The organism is Ensifer sp. 2TAB8, from assembly GCF_052115125.1.
GTDB lineage: Bacteria > Pseudomonadota > Alphaproteobacteria > Rhizobiales > Rhizobiaceae > Ensifer.
In genome coordinates, this window is sequence record NZ_JBFRGB010000006.1 from 1 (window position 1) to 19,055 (window position 19,055).

Consider the following 19,055-nt stretch of genomic DNA (forward strand, 5'->3'; position numbering starts at 1 on the left):
AACCGCGCCGGCCGCTTCCGTTCGCTCGGCGATGGCCAGGTGGATTTCGGCGCGGTGTTTTCGAAGATGGCCGCCAATGATTTCGCCGGTTGGGCGGTGGTCGAATGGGAGTGCGCGCTGAAGCATCCCGAAGACGGTGCGCGCGAGGGTGCCGACTTCGTCAAGCACCACATCATCCGCGTCACCGAGAAGGCGTTCGACGATTTCGCCGGTGCAGGTACGGACGATGCCGCCAACCGGCGGATGCTGGGGATTTGAGGCAAGGTTGAGCCCTCACGGGGTTCGTGGCTAGCACCTCACTCTAACCTTCTCCCCGCAAGCGGGAAGAAGGTGCCGGCAGGCGCATGAGGGGCTAGGCCCTTACCGCGCGGATGAGGGGCGGCCCTTGCGCCAAGAAACAAACAAGCGAACGACACGGAAACAGGGGAGAATATTATGGCAATCGAAGGAACGAGCGAGAAGCGCGAGCGCCGCATCCGACTTGGCATGGTAGGCGGCGGCTCTGGCGCCTTCATCGGCGCGGTGCACCGCATCGCAGCCCGGCTCGACGATCACTATGAGCTGGTGGCCGGCGCGCTGTCGTCGACGCCGGAAAAGGCGGAAAGCTCGGGCCGCGAACTCGGGCTCGACCCGTCGCGGGTCTATTCCGACTTCAAGCAGATGGCGATCCGCGAGGCGAAGCTGAAGGACGGTATCGAGGCGGTGGCGATCGTCACGCCGAACCACGTGCACTACGCCGCGGCCAAGGAATTCCTGAAGCGCGGCATCCACGTGATCTGCGACAAGCCGCTGACCTCGACGCTTGGCGATGCCAAGAAGCTGAAGAAGGCGGCGGACGACAGCGATGCGCTGTTCGTGCTGACGCACAACTACACCGGCTATCCGATGGTACGGCAGGCGCGCGAGATGGTCGCCAATGGCGAGATCGGCGCGGTGCGGCTGGTGCAGATGGAATATCCGCAGGACTGGCTGACGGAAAACATCGAACAGTCCGGCCAGAAGCAGGCGGCCTGGCGCACCGATCCGGCGCGCTCGGGTGCCGGCGGCTCGACCGGCGATATCGGCACGCATGCCTACAATCTCGGTGCCTTCGTGTCCGGCCTCGAACTCGAAGAACTCGCTGCTGATCTCGACAGCTTCGTTGGCGGTCGCCAGCTCGACGACAATGCTCATGTGATGATGCGCTTCAAGGCAAAGGACGGTGAGCGCGCCAAGGGTCTGCTGTGGTGCAGCCAGGTGGCGCCCGGTCACGAAAACGGTCTGATGGTGCGCGTCTACGGCACCAAGGGCGGGCTCGAATGGACGCAGAAGGATCCGAACTATCTCTGGTACACGCCATTCGGCGAACCGAAGCGTCTCTTGACTCGGGCGGGTGCCGGAGCGGGGGCTGCCGCCAACCGCGTCAGCCGCATTCCGTCCGGTCATCCGGAAGGTTATCTCGAAGGCTTCGCCAACATCTACACGGAAGCAGCGCGTGCCATCTTTGCCAAGCGCAAGGGCGAAAAGATCGATCCGGCCGTCACCTATCCGACCATCGATGATGGCATGAAGGGCATGGTCTTCGTCGATGCCTGCGTCCAGTCATCCAAACGAAATGGGGCATGGGTAAAAGTATAGCCACAGGCCGATACCGGCGAAAGGGCGGGGCTTTCCCGCCCTTTTTCGCGAGTTGACATTTGCCGGCATGGTTCTAGGTCGGCCGATGACAAGACTGAAAACGAAAAGGCCCCACTGCCGGTGGGGCCGGAACGAGACGAGACAGAGAGATGACCGATCCCAAGATCCTGGCACAGCGCTTCCCGGGCGATTTCGTATTCGGGGTGGCGACGGCCTCCTTCCAGATCGAAGGCGCCACCAAGGCCGACGGGCGCAAGCCGTCGATCTGGGACGCCTTTTCCAACATGCCGGGGCGTGTCTTCGGGCGTCACAATGGCGACGTCGCCTGCGACCACTACAACAGGCTGGAAGACGATCTGGACCTGATCAAGAGCCTCGGGGTCGATGCCTATCGGTTCTCCATTGCCTGGCCGCGGATCATTCCGGAAGGGACCGGTCCGATCAACGAAAAGGGTCTCGACTTCTACGACCGCCTCGTCGACGGGCTGAAGGCGCGCAACATCAAGGCCTTCGCGACGCTCTATCACTGGGATCTGCCGCTGGCGCTGATGGGTGATGGCGGCTGGACGGCGCGCACGACGGCCTATGCCTTCCAGCGCTACGCCAAGACCGTGATCGCCCGCCTCGGCGACCGGCTCGATGCAGTTGCGACCTTCAACGAGCCCTGGTGCTCGGTTTGGCTCAGCCATCTCTACGGCATCCATGCGCCGGGCGAGCGCAACATGGACGCAGCCCTGCACGCGCTGCACTTTACCAATCTGGCGCATGGCCTCGGCGTCGACGCCATCCGCTCCGAGCGGGCCAACCTGACCGCAGGCATCGTCATCAATGCCCATTCGGTCTATCCGGGCAGCGACAGCAAGGCCGACAAGGCAGCCGCCGATCGTGCCTTCGACTTCCACAATGGCGTCTTCTTCGGCCCGATCTTTAAGGGGGAGTACCCCGACAGCTTCATGAGCGCGCTCGGGCACCGCATGCCGGCGATCGAAGACGGTGACATGGAGACGATCTCCCGGCCGCTCGACTGGTGGGGGCTCAACTACTACACGCCGATGCGGGTCAGCAACGATCCGGCCAAGGGCGCAGAGTACCCGGCGACCATCAATGCGAAGCCGGTGAGCGAGGTGAAGACGGATATCGGCTGGGAAGTCTATGCTCCAGCGCTCGGCAGCCTCGTCAAGACGCTGAACGCAAGGTACGAGCTGCCCGATTGCTACATCACCGAGAACGGCGCCTGCTACAACATGGGCGTCGAGAACGGTGTCGTCGACGATCAGCCGCGGCTCGACTACATCGCCGATCATCTGTCGGTGACCGCAGATCTGATCGCCGAGGGTTATCCGATGCGCGGCTATTTCGCCTGGAGCCTAATGGACAATTTCGAATGGGCCGAAGGTTACAAGATGCGCTTCGGCATCGTGCATGTCGACTACGACACCCAGGTGCGCACCATCAAGAAGAGCGGCCACTGGTACCAGGCGCTGGCCGAAGAGTTTCCCAAGGGTAACCACGTCTGACGATCGGGCGAGCGGGTTCAGCCCGCCCGGTGCTGCCCCCGGTGCTGTGCCATCTCACCGACGAACCGGCAGCACCTCAAGGCTCTGCCGGTCGAGCTGGGCCAGCACTTCCTTGAAGCCGTAACGCGGCTTCCATTCGAGTTTTTCGATCGCCGCGCTCGGGTCGTACACCCGGTCGATGGTTGCCGGCAGCGGCCAGTCGCGATAGGCGAAGGCTTGCGACAATCTTGGCGCGCGTTCACGCAAGAGCCCCGCCGCGTCCTCCGCCAGGCGGCGGCAATCGGTCGGAAGGAAGGGCGTCTCACCCGAAATGATGTAGCGCTGAAAGGCCGGGCCGCCATTGTCGAGCGCGGCCGCATGGGCGGCCGCGACGTCACGGACATCGATGCCGCGGTGCAGGCGGTAGCCCGCGACGCGATCGGCGGCCTCCGGGAAAGAGCGCGACATGCGCAGCACACGCACATGCAAAGCACGATCGGCGGCGTTTTCCAGCAGGGCTTCGGCCGCAAGCTTAGTGTGATGGTAGATGGTATGCGGCTTCGGCGGCGTTTCTTCGGTGATCCAGGCGCAGCCGCCTTCGGTGACCGCATGGCCGTAGAGTGCCGTCGTGCTGGTGAAGACGATGCGACCGACGCCGGCGGCCTGGGCTGCGGCGATTACCAGATGCGTGCCCATCACGTTGACGCGCTCGAATTCCTGGTCGGCAACCGCATCCACATGCGGCGCGTGCAGCGCAGCGGTATGGATCACCGCATCTGCACCCTCCATGACACGCTCCAGCAACTCGCCGTCGACGAGATCGCCGACAATTGCCGTCGTGCCGAAGGGCGCGCGGTCGATGCCGATGACATCATGGTCGGCAGCGGCGAGTGCGTTATAGATGGCCCGGCCGATGCGGCCGGAACTCCCGGTCAAGACGATGCGCATTTCTTACCTCGTAACCCTGTTGCTGCCCGTTAGCATGAAATTCGGTCGGGTGCAGTCGGTTCGAACAAGGATATCCAAGCTGACGATCTGCCGGATCTTGGCACGCCGGAGAGCAAAAGAGCATGGTTTTGCCAATCCTCTGCCTATTGCGGAAAATCATGCCTGTGAAATCCACCGGTAGTTCTCCATAAGAGCCGTAGATTATGTCGCATGCGGGCCATGCGGCGCAAAAGTTGAACTGACTGGTTGCTTGATGCTAGAGAAGTGCTCCCTGTTCCGAATGCGTTGTCGAATGTCGGCCTGACCGGACGCGCCTTCCATCCCGGCTTCCCCCGGGATCATGAGATTTGAACACCCGAGAGCACCTATGTACCCGCACATTCCGACTGCGCCTCTTTCGGGGGCACCCGAACGATGAGCGTTTCAGCCTTGAAAGCCACGCCATCGGCTGACGCGGCCGTCGTTTTCGACGGCGTTTCCAAACATTTTCCCGCCTCCGGCAACAGCGGCGCCTTCACCGCGCTCGATACCGTTTCGCTGACTGTCGATCGGGGCTCTATCACCGGCATCATCGGCCGGTCCGGCGCCGGCAAGTCGACGCTGATCCGGCTGGTCAACGGGCTTGAGAAACCGAGCAGCGGCAAGGTTCTGGTCGATGGCGTTGATGTCGGCGCACTCGACGAGGCGTCGCTGCGCACGCTTCGCCGCTCCGTCGGCATGATCTTCCAGCATTTCAACCTGCTCTCCTCGCGCACCGTGTTCGGCAATGTTGCACTGCCGCTCGAAATCGCGGGCATGGACAAGCGCGCCATCGAACAGCGCGTGCTGCCGCTGCTCGATCTCGTCGGCCTCGCCGACAAGCACGGGCGCTATCCGGCTGAGCTGTCGGGCGGCCAGAAGCAGCGCATCGGCATCGCCCGCGCGCTTGCGACCGAGCCGAAGCTCTTGCTCTCCGACGAGGCGACCTCGGCGCTCGATCCGGAAACGACGCAGTCGATCCTGGAGCTCCTGAAGCGCATCAATGCGGACCTCGGCCTGACGGTGCTGCTCATCACCCATGAGATGGAAGTGGTGAAGGCGGTGACCTCCGACGTCGCGGTCATCGATCACGGCCGCATCGTCGAGCGCGGCCACACCTTCGATGTCTTCACTCATCCGAAGCACGAAACGACGCGGGCGCTGCTTTCCGGCCTGCCGGGCTCGAAGCTTCCCGACGCGGTCGCCCGCGCCTTGAAGCCGGCGCCGGCTGCCGGCGATCGCGCCGTCGTGCGGCTCACCTTCTTCGGTGCGGCTGCAGAAAAGCCGTTGATCTCGCAGCTGATCAAGTCTGTCGGTGCTGAGGTCAACATCATCGCCGGCACGATCGACGAGATCGGCGGCGCGCCCTATGGCTCGCTGGTCGTCGCCTATGGTGCGGATCCGGAGACCTCCGGCCGTGCCGAACGCTTCTTTACCGAAAATGGTCTGGTCACGGAGGTGCTCGGCTATGTCGCCTGATCTTCTCCTGCGCATCGGCGGCGCGACCGTCGACACGATCTACATGGTCGCCATCGCCGGCTTGATCGGCTCGCTGATCGGCGGGCCAATCGGCATCTTCCTCGCCACCAGCGGCAAGGGCGAGCTTTTCCCGGCGCCGACGCTGAACCGCATCATCGGGCTGATCGTCAACGCCACGCGCTCGACGCCGTTCATCATCCTCGTCGTCGCGATCATCCCCTTCACCCGGCTCTTGACCGGCACGTCGATCGGCACAAAGGCCGCGATCGTGCCCTTGACGATCGCGACCATTCCCTTCGTTGCGCGTCTGGTGGAAGCGGCGATCCGCGAGATCGACAAGGGGCTGATCGAGGCAGCGCGCGCCATGGGCGCGACCCCGATGCAGATCGTCTTCAAGGTGCTGCTTGCCGAAGCGCGGCCGGCGCTGACGCTGGCGCTCACCATGACTGCCGTCAGCCTCATTGGCTATTCGGCCATGGTCGGCGCCGTCGGCGGCGGCGGGCTCGGCGACCTCGGTATCCGCTACGGCTACCAGCGCTTCATGCCCGACGTGATGCTCGTCGTCGTCATCGTGCTGATCGTGCTGGTGCAGCTCGTCCAGAGCGCCGGCGACGGGCTGGCGCGACGCTTCGACAAGAAGAACCGCAAGACCTGACTTCCTCCCAAGACTGAACGTGAACCAAGGAGACATCCATGAAGAAGCTCATCATCGCAGCGGCGATTGCCGCTCTTTCCGCCGGCACGGCGCTCGCTGAGACCATCAAGGTCGGCGTAACGCCGGGCGAACATGCCCAGATCATGGAGAAGGTGAAGGAAATCGCGGCACCCAAGGGTCTCGACATCGAGATCCTCGAGTTCTCCGACTACGTTGTTCCGAACCAGGCCCTGGCCGATGGCGACCTCAACGCCAACTCGTTCCAGCACCAGCCCTATCTCGACAACCAGATCGCCGATCGTGGCTTCGACATCGTCAGCGTTGGCACCACCATCACCACGCCGATGGGCGTCTATTCACAGAAGGTGAAGAGCCTCGACGAACTCCAGGACGGCGCCACGATCGCCATCCCGAACGACCCGACCAATGGCGGCCGCGCGCTGCTCGTTCTCGCGTCGAAGGGCCTGATCAAGGTCAAGGAAGAGGTTGGCCTCAAGGTGACGCCGGCCGACATCACCGAGAACCCGAAGAACATCACCTTCGCCGAGCTCGATGCGGCGCAGCTGCCGCGCTCGCTCCAGGACGTTGATGCGGCTGTCATCAACACCAACTACGCGATGGAAGCCGGCCTGCATCCGAAGAAGGATGCAATCGCGATCGAAAGCGAGAAGTCGCCCTACGCCAACGTCATTGCCGTCCGCAAGGCCGACAAGGATGCACCGTGGGTGAAGACGCTGGTCGAATCCTACCACGACGAAAAGGTGCGTGCGTTCATCAACGACACCTTCAAGGGCGCGCTGATCCCGAGCTGGTAAGCATCTCTGCCTAAGCAATCCATCGACCGCGCGCCGCACCCCGGCGCGCGGTTTTTCTTTGACCGCAAGACCCGCTTGGCTATCCTCCTGTCACTTCGAGGAGGATGGAACATGAGTGCGATGAAGGGCGGGTGTCTCTGCGGTGCGATCCGGTATGAGCTGAAGTCTCAACCTCTCTATTCCGGCTTCTGCCATTGCCGCGATTGCCAGCGCGCGACCGGAACCGGTCATTGCTGCTACATGATCTTCGACCGCGCCGATGTGACGATGTCGGGGGCGGGCCGCGGTTATGAGACGCGCGCCGAAAACGGCAATCCATCCGTTCGCTATTTCTGCGAAACCTGCGGCAGCCAGGTCTACGGCTCCGGCCCGCCAGAGGATCCACGCCTGTCGGTCTATGCCGGGACGCTCGACGACCCCTCGGTGTTTCGTCCGACCGATGCGATCTTCACCCGCAGTCGCCATGAATGGGACCGCAGTGCATTGGCACTTGAGGAATGCGAAGCGTTGCCGGGTTGAGCTTGGCCCTCATCCTAGCCCTCTCCCCGCAAGCGGGGCGAGGGGACGTGCCTTCGAGCGGCCGTCACGAGCGGGCCTTCGAGCCCGTCTGATGCGGTATTCCGCGAACTGGAGCTTGGTCACTGGCTGGGGCGGCGCTGCAGGCGGACGAGGGGCGCTTCCCTCACGGCACGGAAGAGGGGAGCTCACTCACCGCGTCAATGAGGGGCTTTCTCGGCGAAAAAAGTCAGCTTCCGAGGTGGCGCTCGCCGCGCTTCTTGGCCAGCAGGATCTGGCGCTGGCGCTGGCGGTAGCGTTCCCGGTCCTCGTCGGTGCGGACCTCGTGGCAATGGATGCAGGAGACGCCGTCCTCGTGGTGCGGCGACAGGAGGTCGGCCGGGGTCAGCGGCTGGCGGCAGGCGTGGCAGAGCGTGTGCTCGCCTTCTTCGAGGCCATGGGTGACGGAGACACGATCGTCGAAGACGAAGCAGGCGCCTTCCCACAGGCTTTCTTCCTGCGGCACTTCCTCGAGATATTTCAGGATGCCGCCCTTGAGGTGGTAGACCTCGTCGAAGCCCTGCTCCTTCATGAAGGCGGTCGCCTTCTCGCAGCGGATGCCGCCGGTGCAGTACATGGCGATCTTCGGCTTGTTGTGCAGGCCGGTGTTGTTGCGCACCCAGTCCGGGAACTCGCGGAAGGTCTTGGTCTGCGGATCGACCGCACCCTTGAAGATGCCGATGGCCGTCTCGTAGTCGTTGCGCGTGTCTATGACGATCGTCTCGGGATCGGAGATCAGCGCGTTCCAATCCTTCGGATCGACATAGGTGCCGACGATCTTGTTGGGGTCGATGTTCTCGACGCCCATGGTGACGATTTCCTTCTTCAGCCGCACTTTCATGCGCAGGAACGGCATGGAGGACGCCCGGCTCTCCTTGTGCTCCAAGGCCGCCAACTCCGGCTGCGCCCGCAAGTAGTCCAGCACGACGGCGATGCCGGCGTCGGTGCCGGCGATCGTGCCGTTGATGCCCTCATGGGCAAGCAGCAATGTGCCCTTGACGCCGTTTTCGTCGCAGACGGCCTGCAGCGGTTCGCGGAATTCGGCGAAGCGCGGGAAGCTTGCGAAATGATAGAGCGCGGCGACCAGAAACTGGCCATGCGTCTCGCCATGGGTCTGGGCGCGCGGGGTGGTGGAAATGTCGGTCATGGCCGCTGCAAATACAGCTTTCGCGGCGCAAGCGCAATCGCGGCGGGCGAGAGGGGCACTCTGTCGCGCTTTGGGTCGTTAGGCTGAGCCGCCTCGTCAGCGGGTGGCGTCGAGCCAGAGCAGCCGGATCGTCCGGCTTTCCTCGTCGGGCCGCTCCTGGAAGACCGTCGCTGCCAGCGCCAACGCTTCGTCCCGCAAGGTTTCCTGCCGCGCAATGACGGCGGCGATGAGATGGGCCTGATCCTGGCTGTTGCCGGCCAGTGCCGGATCTTCGTTGACGAGCTGGATCATGACGGCGAGATCGTTGAGGTGGCCGAGCGTGTCGACCAGCATCTTGGCCTCGTTCCGCTTGGCCTGCATGGCAGACGGCCAGGTCTCGCGCATCAGCCCCAGATGCATGCGGTAATCCTGTGCCCGCTTGCGCAATTCGTGGAAGGGATCCGCATCCGTGCTCGCGCCGCAAGCCTCCTTGGCGCGGGCGGCGCGCTTGAGTGTCCGTCGCCAGCCTTTCGTCAGCCGCGCTGCGGTCTTGCTGCGTCGATCGTCGAACGACACATGCGCCAGTGCCTGCAGCGCCTGTTCGCAATTGACGATGGTGCCGGCGACGCGATCCTCGATATCGGTCTCGCGGGCGGCGATGCCGTCGCGACGGGTCGTCAGCCGTTCGCAGACATGGGTGAGGGCGCGTTCTTCCTCTTCGTTGCATGCTGCTGCCCTGAGATAATGGGCGTTTTCGACGAGAGCGGCGGCATCGCGGACGATCGAGAGATTGCGGGCCATCTCTCGAATGCGGGCGTTCTCTTGCTTCTGGAACTGCGGCGCGTCGGCGGCGACAAATCGATAGAGCGAGCGCAGACGCTTGAAGTTCTTGCGGGCCTCATGGATGGCCTCGTGCAGGCCGCCAGGGCGGTCCTCGAGGGTCATGACCGCCTGGGTGAGCTGCTCGGCTGCGATGGCGCGAAAGTCGTCGGTGAACGGCCGTCCGGGCCGGAAGGCATAGGTCATGATTGGGGTTCCATCAGCCCCTCTGTGGCCAGCGACTGATTGGAGTAGCGGCGGTCGCCGGTCACTTCGCGGCCGATCCAGTTGGGGAGTGCCGGCATATCCGTTTCGCGCTTCATCTCCACTTCGGCGACGATCAGGCCCTTCAGCGCACCCTCGTAGACATCCACTTCCCAGACGAAGCCCTTGTGCGGCACGCGGTAGCGCCGCTTTTCGATGACGATGCCGACCGCCTGTGTCAGCATCTCGCGGGCATCATCCAGCGGTACGTCGTATTCATATTCGTTTCTGACGAGCGCCGACTTACCGATTTTGATGGTAAGACGCGCCCACTTGTTGCCATGGATACGCACGCGCAGCGAGCGGTCGTCCATGGTCACGACATAGGCCTGCCGGAGGTCTATGCCCTTGTCCGCATGCTCTCGCCACCCGTCGGAAGCGACCAGAAACTTGCGTTCTATTTCCTTCGCCATGGATAATCCGCCATTTCGATAGGCTTGCGGTCATCAAACTATCGCTTTCGTGTGAAGGCTCAAGTCATCTCTTTGTTGTAGGTAATATTTTATCTTCGACTTACATGAGAATGCCGCACACTTGCGCCCTTGGGTCTCGACAACCGGTGACCGGCGGAGTATGCGGAGGGCATATTCAATCGTTTTAAAAAGGACGATCGGCATGAGCGCGAAAACCGACAGGCTTCTTTCCACCCTCAAATTGCAGCCGGTCGTTCCGGTCCTCGTGATCGACGACGTCGCGACCGCCGTGCCGCTGGCGCGCGCTCTGGTTGCCGGTGGGTTGAGGGCGATCGAGATCACGCTGCGCACGCCTGCAGCACTCGAAGCGATCAGTGCGGTTGCCAACGAAGTCGAAGGTGCCGTTGCCGGTGCCGGCACGATCCTCAACGCCGCGCAGTTCGAAGCGGCGATCGAGGCCGGCTCGAAGTTCATCGTCAGCCCCGGCACGACGCAGGAACTGATCGACGTCGCCAACGACCACGAAGTGCCGCTGCTGCCGGGCGCTGCAACGGCCAGCGAAGTCATGGGACTGCGTGAAGAAGGCTACGAGGTCATGAAGTTCTTTCCGGCGGAACAGGCCGGAGGCGCAGCCTATCTCAAATCGTTGTCCTCTCCGCTCGCCGGCACGCTCTTCTGCCCGACCGGCGGGATCTCACTGTCCAACGCGCGCGACTATCTGACGCTGCCGAACGTCGTCTGCGTCGGCGGCTCCTGGGTCGCGCCGAAGGAACTGGTCGCCAAGGGAGACTGGGCCGGCATCACAAAGCTTGCGGCCGAAGCCTTCGCGCTCAAGGGCTGAGCAGGAAGAAACGGCTGCATTCATTTAGAGGCCGGGCCAAAGCCCGGCCTTTTTTGTTGGTCGCTCGTCTCCCGCGCGAGTTTGTATTTCCGCTGCAACGTTCCTATGTCTCATTCCATTCGACGGCGCGGTCGCGGGCGGCGCGCCGCTTCGTTCGTCCTCATACGCCCGGTACCGACAAGGAGCGAAACCCGATGTTCGACGCGAAGAAATTGCTGGATCAGTTTCTGGGATCGCAGGTGCCCGGTGCCGGCGGCACGGTGCGCGACCGCGCGACCCAGGCGACGCAGCTTGCCAAGGACAACCCGCTGGCGACCGGCGCCATCGCTGCTGTCCTGCTCGGCACCAAGTCGGGTCGCCAGCTTGCCGGTAATGCAGCCGTGCTCGGCGGTCTCGCTGCGATCGCGGGGCTCGGTTACCAGGCCTACAAGAACTATCAGGCCGGCAACACGCCGGGCGGCGCAACGGTCGCCAAGGGCGAACCGGAACTCCTGCCGCCCCCGGCCGATTCCGGCTTCGCCTCGGCTCCGGAGGCCGTCAGCCACGATTTCGCGCTGACGCTGGTGCGGGCGATGATCGCCGCCTCGCGCGCCGACGGCCATATCGACGAGACCGAGCGCCAGCACATCATGGACAAGCTGTCGGTTTCCGGCCTTTCGGCCGATGCCGCCGCCTTCCTGGAGAGCGAGCTTGCCAACCCTGTCGATATCGACGCGATCGTCGGCGCGGCAAAGACGGAGGAAGAGCGTGTCGAGGTCTATACCGCCTCGCGCCTGACGATCGAGCCGGAAACACGCGCCGAGCGCGGCTATCTCGACCTGCTCGCCGGCCGCCTCGGCCTTCCGGACGCACTGGTCGATCATATCGAGGCGACGGTCTCGGCTGCGAAGGTGCCGACCACGGCCTGACAAACCGTGCGACCCCGGATGGGGTCATCACCGATTTGAACTGAGTTCATAACCAGTTTGAATTTGTGTCGGCCGTTTCTCTGGCCTATGCCGGTGTAGCGAGGATTGGAGGAGCGGCCGATGCGTGATCTGAAGAACTGGAAAGGATGCCCGGCACCGAAGGGCGTCGCGCTCGAAGGACGTTTCGTCAAGCTCGAGGCCTATGAACGCGACCGGCACCTGCAGGACCTGTGGGACGGCCTCGGCGGCATGGCGATCAATCCGCTGCTGAAGTATTTCACGCAGCCCGATTTCAAAGGTATCGAAGATTTCGATGTCTGGCTGACCGCCGCGCAGGAGAAATCCGGCTGGGTCACTGAAGTGTTCCGCGATCAGGCGACCGGCATCGTCGTCGGCATGGCCAATTACATGCGTGCCGATCCTGCCAACGGTGTCGTCGAGGTCGGTGCCGTCGCCCATGGTGCCGCCATGGCGCGCTCGCCGCTGTCGACCGAGGTCCATTATCTGATGGCGAAACACGTCTTTGAGGATCTCGGTTATCGCCGCTACGAGTGGAAATGCCACAGCGAGAACATGGCCAGCCGCAACACGGCGGCGCGCCTCGGCTTCACCTTCGAGGGCATCTTCCGCCAACATATGATTTCCAAGGGCGAAAACCGCGATACGGCGTGGTTCTCGATGATCGACAGCGAATGGCCGCTGCTCAATGCCGCATTCGAAACCTGGCTCGCAGCTGATAATTTCGACGCGGATGGTCGCCAGAAACGGCGGCTTGAAGATATACGTGCGGACTTGGAGCGTCAGCCGTCCAGGTAAGTGCCGGACGCTCCGTCGCACCAGACAACAGCAGGGAAATCATGCAGAACAAGGAAAAGTCACCGGCGATCGCCGCTGCGATCATTCTCGTCGTCGCCGGCCTCGGCTTCTTCGTGCTGCCGTCGATCATGCTGAAGCTTGGCGACATCTCGCCCTGGCTTGCTGCCGCCTTTGGCGTGATCTTCGTGCTGGGCTTCTTCCTGCTCTTCTGGCTCAGGGCTCGCTACCAGCGCAAGCGCGGGCTGTAGCGGTCGCTACTTCTCAGGGCAGGCAAGCCTCAGCTCTGCAGCGCCGCGCCGAGCAGCACCAATCCAAGCAACAGAACCAGGGCCGCACCGGCGATCTCGATGCCGTTCGAGATACGGGCGGCGGCAGAGCCGCTTGACGCATAGCGCAGCGCAAAGCCTTTGGCGCTTACAGCCATGGTCGCGAGGATCGAGACGGTGATCGCGGTACCGATCGACATCGCAAAGACCGAGAGTACGCCGCCAAGATAGAGCCCGTTCAGGAGCGCGAAGGAAAGCACGATGAGCGCGCCGGAGCAGGGGCGCAGGCCGACGGCGATGACGGCCGACCAGGCTTCCCGGAGCGCGAAACGATCACCCCGAAGCATCGACGGATCGGGGGCGTGCGCATGCCCGCAGCTGGCGCAGACTTCGCCCGGGCCATGGCTGTGCCCATGGTGTCCACCGTGGTCGTGGTGATGATGGTGATCGTGATCGTGCGCGAGATGGATATGGCCGCCACCGGCGCCCGAGGCCACGGCGACCGGCCGCATCATGGAGCGCAGCTTGCGCAGCAACAGCCATCCGCCGAAAGCAGCGATCAGCGCGTAGCTGGCGATTTCCAGCCAGCGCGTTGCCGTGGTCATGTTGATCGACGTACCGCGCAGCAGCAGGTAGACGGCGCCGATCAGAAGGATCGCGACGATGCCCTGCAGGATCGACGAAAGGAACGACAGCATGACGCCGCGCTTGAGTTCCGTCTCGTTGGCGATCATGTAGGAGGAGATGACGGCCTTGCCATGGCCAGGGCCTGCGGCGTGAAGCACGCCATAGGTGAAGGAGAGCCCGACCAGCGACCAGAGCTGCCAGGGGTTTTCCCGCATGCCCTTCAGCGCGTTGGTCATCAGCCGGTAGAAACCCTGCTGCTCCATGTTCACCCAGGCAAAGAAACCGCCGAGGAAACCGGTCGTCTTGAACGAAGGCTCGGCCGTGCCGATGCCGAGCGGCGATTGGGCGGCGGCGAGCGTTGCGGAGAGCGCCGTAACGATGAGCGCTGCYGTGACCAGACGTCCGATCCTGCGGGTGTTCAGCATGTGATCTCTATCCTGGTTGCAAAGAGCTTCGACATGTCCGTGCCGGTCGGGTCGCTCCAGAAGGCATCGGTCAGCGTGTCCTTGTTCTCGGCGAGAACCTCGTCGGCATCAGGGCGGACGACCTTGTGTTCGCAGGCGCTGATCTTGTCGCCGACGACGGTCAGGTCGTTGTCGGTCGGGAAATCCATCGCCGTATACATGGTCGGATCGTAGACGCCGAAGGAGAGTTTGCCCTTGAGCGGCATCGGCTCAGCCGGCTTGACGGCGAACATCATCAGGAGCTGGCCGTCCTTGTAGTCGACGGTGATGCTCTCCGGCTTGTTGACCTTGATGGTTTTGCCGTTGTCGAAGATCGTCGTGTAGTAATTGTACTCCGCGAGCGACTCCAGCACGGTCTGGCCGACTTCCGCCAGTTCATCCGGATCGAGCGTCGCATTCGAGTTCTTGTCGAAATCGAGCACGACGCTGGATGAAAACAGCTCGTCGAAGCGCCAGACGTTCCGGAGTTCGCTGACTTCGGCCTTGTCGTCTGAAACCACCTCGAGGCGCGCTTCCGCGAAGATGTGCGGATGGGCAAAGGCCAGCGACGGCGCAAGCAGGGTGGCAAGGCCGGCCATGACGAGGCGCTTGATTCTCATGAGGCGGCAATCCTTTCGGCCGGGGACGATCTCCCCGCGATTCGTTTCCGGGAATGTACCGGAAATGGGACGGAATTGGGACTTGGCCGATGTCAGCGCGGCTTGCGGAACCAGGCGTGCAGGAAGTCGACGAGGGTTCTGACCTTGGCCGGCAGGTAGCGGCGGTGCGGATAGATCGCGTAGATGCCGCGGTCGCGCGGTAGGAAATCGTCGAAAAGCGTGACGAGTTCGCCCGTCGCAATCTTCGGGCGGGCGATAAAGTCCGGAATGATCGAGACGCCGATGCCGGAAACGGCGGCCCTGAGAGCGGCAAGGGGGCTGTTGACCTCGATCGGACCGCTGACAGGCACGGTGAAGGCCGAGCCGTCGGGCTCGACGAAACGCCAGTTGGAATAGGAGCGGCCGTTGGTGTCGAGAATGCAGGGGATCTTGGACAGGTCGGTCGGGTGTTCGATCGGTCCGGATCTTTCCAGGAACTCCGGGGCGGCGCAGATCAGCACCTGGAAGTCGTCGAGTTTGCGGGCGATCAGCGTCGAATCTTCCAGTCGGGTGATACGGATGGCGACGTCGAAGCCTTCTTCGACAAGATCGACGAAGCGGTCGTCGGAGACGATCTCGAGCGAGAGTTCCGGGTGCTGCTTGCCGAAATCCACGAGCGACTGGCCGATCTCGGCGTCGACGAAGGTGCGCGGCGCGGTGATGCGCAGCCGTCCCTTCAGGTCGGAGTTGTTGGCGCGTACGAGATCGGCGAGGTTATCGATCTCCTTCAGGATTTCCGACGCGGTGCGATAATAGGTGTGACCGGCTTCCGTCAGCGAGAACTGCCGCGTGGTGCGGTTGAGAAGCAGCGCACCGAGCTCGTCTTCGAGCTCGCGCACATATTTGGAAAGCAGTGCCTTCGACTTGCCGACGCGCCTGGCGGCGGCCGAGAACCCCTCGGCGTCCACGACATCGATAAAGGCGCGGATGCGGGTGAGTGTGTCCATGGCGATCTTTCTTTCGTGCTCTCAATTGCGTTCAGCCGATTCGCAGGCGAACGCCTCTTTTGCGTCCATGATACCGACGGCGGATTGTCCGTTGCTTGCGCCTGTCGCCCGGTTTCGAGGGGCGGCGGCGCATTCTCAAGATAATCGCATTTTTTCAAATACTTGCGGCGGTGATCGATCCGGCATTGATCGTTCAATGTTTGTGAACACCGCCAGTTTTGCCCGCCTGTAAAAAAATTCAACTGCTGGTGCGAAAAAACTCTTGATTACGACAGGCTTTTTTCTTACCTACGCCCTTGCCCAAAGTCGCACGTGCCTGTGGGTGTCCGCCGACCCTCGATTAGGTGAGGGTATCGGTAAGGTACCTGGAACTAACCCCTCCAGTCGCTATTCCGGCCAACCGGGAAATGCGAGGACATCTTGAAGCAACGACGGTGCGGGCCTTTCTGGTGTCTGCCGGCTTTCCAACAGCCGGGGTTACTGAAGAGGCACACCTTCATTGCCGGAAGTGCGGTTGGGTTACCCCCTCCAATCCATGGCAGACAAAGCCGAATTGAAGCCTAGGCGGGCTTTGATTCACCGTTCGCGCATCGAGCGCATGCTTGGTTCCGGGGTCTCCACCGGCTGGTTCCATCGCATGTGCGCGTATGCCCTTTGTCCTCCGCGAAAGCGGGGCATCTTGGATCAGGGGAATATGGCCATGACCACGGCTCGCATCATCGACTTCATCAACACCCGACGACCCGACGGCCCATGCCTCGTTGTCGACCTCGACGTCGTGCGCAACAATTTCAAGGCCTTCCGCCACGCGCTGCCCGACAGCTCGATCTACTACGCCGTCAAGGCAAACCCGGCGCCGGAAATCCTGCGCCTGCTCGCCGGCATGGGCTCCTCCTTCGATTGCGCGTCCGTCGCTGAAATCGAAATGGCGCTGGATGCTGGTGCGACCGCCAGCCGCATTTCCTATGGCAACACCATCAAGAAGGAGCGCGACATTGCCCGCGCTCATGCGCTTGGGATCAACCTGTTTGCCGTCGACAGCCACGAGGAAGTCGAGAAGATCGCCCGCGCCGCTCCCGGCGCCCGCGTGTTCTGCCGCGTCCTGACCGATGGCGAAGGTGCCGAATGGCCGCTGTCGCGCAAGTTCGGCTGCGTTCCGCAGATGGCCGTCGACGTGCTCGTCTATGCGCATCAGCACGGTCTCGTCTCCTACGGCGTCTCGTTCCATGTCGGTTCGCAGATGACGAAGCTCGACGCCTGGGACGCTGCCCTTGCCGATGCCAAGCGCGTCTTCGTGCAGCTGGCCAAGCAGGGCATCGAGCTCAAGATGGTCAACATGGGTGGTGGCTTCCCGACGAAGTACCTGAAGGACGTCCCGACGGCGGAAGCCTACGGCCAGGCGATCTTCGGCGCGCTGAAGAAGCACTTCGGCAACCACATCCCGGAAACGATCATCGAGCCGGGCCGCGGCATGGTCGGCAATGCCGGCGTGATCAAGGCGGAAGTCGTGCTCGTGTCGAAGAAGTCGGACAACGACGCCCATCGCTGGGTGTTCCTCGACATCGGCAAGTTCGGCGGTCTCGCCGAAACCATGGACGAGGCGATCCGCTACCCGATCCGCACGGCGCGCGATGCCGACGAAATGGAGCCTTGCGTGCTCGCCGGCCCGACCTGCGATTCGGCCGACGTGCTCTATGAGAAGAACATGTATCCGCTGCCGATCACGCTCTCGATCGGTGACGAGGTTCTGATCGAAGGCACCGGCGCCTATACGACGACCTACTCGGCCGTCGCCTTCAACGGCTTCGAGCCGCTGAAGGCCTATGTGATCTGATCCGGTCTGCTCCCGTCCTCGGGCGGGAGCGCCACTTCACAATTTTCGTTTGGTCCGCCTGAAGCGGTTTTGATGACGGGAGGCCCCGATGGCCGCTGTTGTTGACGCCCTGCGCGCGTTTTTCGCGCCCACTACATTTGTAATCGATGCCGAAAATCCGGGCGACGTCGTCGCTCGCGAGAACCTGCTCGACCGTGCCATGGGGCCGGAGCGCCGCCGCAAGTCTTCGGAAAAGCTGCGCAGCGGCCGGCTGCCGGCCGAAGGTCTCGCCTTCGTCGCACGGGATATCGACGGTCACGTGATCGGCACCGTGCGCCTCTGGAGCGTCGAAGCCGGCGTCAGCCGCGAAGGCCATGCCGTGCCGGCGCTGCTGCTCGGCCCGCTCGCCGTCGACCCGGCCCATGAGGGCAAGGGCATCGGCGCCATGCTGATGCGCGCTGCCATCGAAGAGGCCAAGAACCGTGGCCATGGGGCTGTCCTGCTCGTCGGCGACGCCGCCTATTACGAGCGCTTCGGCTTCTTTGCGAGCCGCACCCAGCACCTCGTCATGCCTGGTCCGTTCGAGCGCAACCGGTTCCTGGCGCTCGAGCTTCGCGACAACTGGCTTGAAGGCGCTGCCGGCCTGATCGTCGCCAGCGGCCGCAAGCTTGCCATGCCGCCGGTTCGCCGCGCCGCCTGAGACCGCTTTCCGCCTCCAACCCTGCGGGGGCGGATGTTTCGCTGCTCCCTCGCTGGTCCGATGCGATCGGTGAGGGGGCAGACACCGGTAAGCAGGGCGCTCTTTGCCGATGATCTCGTGATCTTCCTTGACAACGTCGCGCCGCTGACCTGTCCTTGCGGACAAGGCCTCGTTGCACGTGCATGGAAATCTCCCGCATGGATCCGTTCATTCTCGGGGCAGCGACCCTGCTGCCCTTTCTGCTGACATCCTTCATCATCGAACTGACACCCGGGCCGAATATGGCCTACCTCGCCATGGTTGCAGCCTCCGAGGGGCGGCGGCCCGGCATGGCGACCGTGGCCGGCGTGGCGCTCGGCCTGGCACTGGTGGGCTTTGCCGCCTCTTTCGGGGTTGCCGAGTTCGTCGGTCAGTCGGACATGCTTTATGGAGCGCTTCGCTGGGCAGGTGTCGGCTTCCTGCTCTATCTTGCCTTCGACGCCTGGAACGGCGATGGCGAAGAGGCCGGTCCAAGCGGCAAGCCCGCGTCCTTCTATTTCCGGCGCGGGCTGATCACCAATCTGCTCAATCCGAAAGCGGCCCTGTTTTTCGTCACCGTGTTGCCGACCTTTGTCGACGATGCCCGGCCGCTGCTGCCCCAGAACCTGACGCTTGCGGCGGTCTATGTGGGCGTCGCGACTGCGGTGCATGCCGCTATCGTGCTTCTGGCAGGCGCATTGCAGCCGGTCCTCAGCTCGCCGTCACGCGAACGGATGGTTCGGCGCGTGCTGGCGCTGATGCTTGCGGCGGTGGCGATCTGGTTCGGTTGGTCGACGCGCCGTTAGGCGCGC

At 63.1% G+C, this 19,055-nt stretch carries 22 protein-coding genes; 15 read left to right on the plus strand and 7 right to left on the minus strand.

Annotated features, from left to right (window positions below; translation table 11 throughout):
* From AB4Z53_RS12365 to AB4Z53_RS12375, 3 genes are all read left to right on the plus strand, one after another.
* Window positions 1–258: sugar phosphate isomerase/epimerase family protein (locus tag AB4Z53_RS12365; protein WP_441596124.1), on the plus strand; the 258-nt coding region annotated here is incomplete at its 5' end.
* A gap of 177 nt (window positions 259–435) precedes the next feature.
* Complete coding sequence (locus tag AB4Z53_RS12370) at window positions 436–1,617, plus strand: Gfo/Idh/MocA family protein (RefSeq protein ID WP_113541116.1); 1,182 nt, start codon at window positions 436–438, stop codon at window positions 1,615–1,617.
* A gap of 149 nt (window positions 1,618–1,766) precedes the next feature.
* Complete coding sequence (locus AB4Z53_RS12375; RefSeq protein ID WP_441596126.1) at window positions 1,767–3,134, plus strand: GH1 family beta-glucosidase; 1,368 nt, start codon at window positions 1,767–1,769, stop codon at window positions 3,132–3,134.
* A 54-nt stretch (window positions 3,135–3,188) separates the two neighbouring features.
* Here the strand turns inward: AB4Z53_RS12375 and AB4Z53_RS12380 are convergent, their stop codons facing one another.
* Window positions 3,189–4,061, minus strand: coding sequence for an NAD-dependent epimerase/dehydratase family protein (locus AB4Z53_RS12380; protein WP_441596128.1), 873 nt, complete (start codon window positions 4,059–4,061; stop codon window positions 3,189–3,191).
* 414 nt (window positions 4,062–4,475) lie between these two features.
* Here AB4Z53_RS12380 and AB4Z53_RS12385 point away from each other — a divergent pair, with 414 nt between their 5' ends.
* The 4 genes from AB4Z53_RS12385 (at window position 4,476) to AB4Z53_RS12400 (ending at window position 7,547) form a co-directional block, all read left to right on the plus strand.
* Complete coding sequence (locus tag AB4Z53_RS12385; RefSeq protein ID WP_113541119.1) at window positions 4,476–5,558, plus strand: methionine ABC transporter ATP-binding protein; 1,083 nt, start codon at window positions 4,476–4,478, stop codon at window positions 5,556–5,558.
* Window positions 5,548–6,213 carry a methionine ABC transporter permease gene (locus AB4Z53_RS12390; protein WP_113541120.1) on the plus strand — a complete coding sequence of 222 codons (666 nt, stop codon included), beginning with the start codon at window positions 5,548–5,550 and terminating at the stop codon, window positions 6,211–6,213. Before AB4Z53_RS12385 ends, AB4Z53_RS12390 begins: the two co-directional genes overlap by 11 nt.
* 38 nt (window positions 6,214–6,251) lie before the next feature.
* Window positions 6,252–7,028, plus strand: coding sequence for a MetQ/NlpA family ABC transporter substrate-binding protein (locus tag AB4Z53_RS12395; RefSeq protein ID WP_113541121.1), 777 nt, complete (start codon window positions 6,252–6,254; stop codon window positions 7,026–7,028).
* 111 nt (window positions 7,029–7,139) lie between these two features.
* On the plus strand, window positions 7,140–7,547 hold the full coding sequence (locus tag AB4Z53_RS12400) for a GFA family protein (RefSeq protein WP_291150759.1): 408 nt from the start codon (window positions 7,140–7,142) through the stop codon (window positions 7,545–7,547).
* Window positions 7,548–7,773: 226 nt separating this feature from the next.
* Here the strand turns inward: AB4Z53_RS12400 and trhO are convergent, their stop codons facing one another.
* The 3 genes from trhO to AB4Z53_RS12415 form a co-directional block, all read right to left on the minus strand.
* Window positions 7,774–8,730 carry an oxygen-dependent tRNA uridine(34) hydroxylase TrhO gene (gene trhO, locus AB4Z53_RS12405; protein WP_441596131.1) on the minus strand — a complete coding sequence of 319 codons (957 nt, stop codon included), beginning with the start codon at window positions 8,728–8,730 and terminating at the stop codon, window positions 7,774–7,776.
* A 96-nt stretch (window positions 8,731–8,826) separates the two neighbouring features.
* Window positions 8,827–9,735: a CHAD domain-containing protein gene (locus AB4Z53_RS12410; RefSeq protein WP_441596133.1), complete on the minus strand. Its 909-nt coding sequence runs from the start codon at window positions 9,733–9,735 to the stop codon at window positions 8,827–8,829.
* Window positions 9,732–10,205 carry a CYTH domain-containing protein gene (locus AB4Z53_RS12415; RefSeq protein WP_113541124.1) on the minus strand — a complete coding sequence of 158 codons (474 nt, stop codon included), beginning with the start codon at window positions 10,203–10,205 and terminating at the stop codon, window positions 9,732–9,734. The genes AB4Z53_RS12410 and AB4Z53_RS12415 overlap by 4 nt, the downstream gene beginning before the upstream one ends.
* Before the next feature lie 202 nt (window positions 10,206–10,407).
* Here AB4Z53_RS12415 and AB4Z53_RS12420 point away from each other — a divergent pair, with 202 nt between their 5' ends.
* The 4 genes from AB4Z53_RS12420 (at window position 10,408) to AB4Z53_RS12435 (ending at window position 13,018) form a co-directional block, all read left to right on the plus strand.
* Complete coding sequence (locus AB4Z53_RS12420; RefSeq protein ID WP_113541125.1) at window positions 10,408–11,046, plus strand: 2-dehydro-3-deoxy-phosphogluconate aldolase; 639 nt, start codon at window positions 10,408–10,410, stop codon at window positions 11,044–11,046.
* Window positions 11,047–11,240: 194 nt separating this feature from the next.
* A complete protein-coding gene (locus AB4Z53_RS12425; RefSeq protein ID WP_113541126.1) occupies window positions 11,241–11,954 on the plus strand; it encodes a tellurite resistance TerB family protein in 714 nt (237 codons plus the stop codon).
* 120 nt (window positions 11,955–12,074) lie between these two features.
* Complete coding sequence (locus AB4Z53_RS12430; RefSeq protein ID WP_291150751.1) at window positions 12,075–12,770, plus strand: GNAT family N-acetyltransferase; 696 nt, start codon at window positions 12,075–12,077, stop codon at window positions 12,768–12,770.
* Window positions 12,771–12,811: 41 nt separating this feature from the next.
* Entirely contained in the window at window positions 12,812–13,018 is a 207-nt protein-coding gene (locus AB4Z53_RS12435; protein ID WP_034786975.1) for a hypothetical protein, read from the plus strand.
* A gap of 29 nt (window positions 13,019–13,047) precedes the next feature.
* On the opposite strand, the gene AB4Z53_RS12440 is transcribed toward AB4Z53_RS12435, so the two are convergent.
* The 3 genes from AB4Z53_RS12440 to AB4Z53_RS12450 form a co-directional block, all read right to left on the minus strand.
* The gene (locus AB4Z53_RS12440) at window positions 13,048–14,088 is read right to left on the minus strand and encodes a nickel/cobalt transporter (RefSeq protein ID WP_113541128.1); all 1,041 of its coding nucleotides are present in this window, start codon (window positions 14,086–14,088) and stop codon (window positions 13,048–13,050) included.
* Window positions 14,082–14,726, minus strand: a complete 645-nt coding sequence (locus AB4Z53_RS12445; RefSeq protein WP_113541129.1) for a DUF1007 family protein — start codon at window positions 14,724–14,726, stop codon at window positions 14,082–14,084. The genes AB4Z53_RS12440 and AB4Z53_RS12445 overlap by 7 nt, the downstream gene beginning before the upstream one ends.
* A gap of 92 nt (window positions 14,727–14,818) precedes the next feature.
* Window positions 14,819–15,712, minus strand: a complete 894-nt coding sequence (locus AB4Z53_RS12450) for a LysR family transcriptional regulator (protein WP_113541130.1) — start codon at window positions 15,710–15,712, stop codon at window positions 14,819–14,821.
* Between AB4Z53_RS12450 and AB4Z53_RS12455 the strand changes: the two genes are divergently transcribed.
* From AB4Z53_RS12455 to AB4Z53_RS12470, 4 genes are all read left to right on the plus strand, one after another.
* Window positions 15,711–15,944: a hypothetical protein gene (locus AB4Z53_RS12455; RefSeq protein ID WP_162768965.1), complete on the plus strand. Its 234-nt coding sequence runs from the start codon at window positions 15,711–15,713 to the stop codon at window positions 15,942–15,944. The two genes, AB4Z53_RS12450 and AB4Z53_RS12455, sit on opposite strands and share 2 nt — an antisense overlap.
* A 462-nt stretch (window positions 15,945–16,406) precedes the next feature.
* Window positions 16,407–17,546, plus strand: coding sequence for an ornithine/lysine decarboxylase (gene odc2, locus AB4Z53_RS12460; protein ID WP_291150743.1), 1,140 nt, complete (start codon window positions 16,407–16,409; stop codon window positions 17,544–17,546).
* An 88-nt stretch (window positions 17,547–17,634) separates the two neighbouring features.
* Window positions 17,635–18,225, plus strand: a complete 591-nt coding sequence (locus AB4Z53_RS12465; protein ID WP_113541131.1) for a GNAT family N-acetyltransferase — start codon at window positions 17,635–17,637, stop codon at window positions 18,223–18,225.
* 197 nt (window positions 18,226–18,422) lie between these two features.
* Window positions 18,423–19,049 (plus strand): LysE family translocator, encoded by a 627-nt coding sequence (locus AB4Z53_RS12470; protein WP_113541132.1) that lies wholly within the window; start codon window positions 18,423–18,425, stop codon window positions 19,047–19,049.
* Window positions 19,050–19,055: the final 6 nt, after the last annotated feature.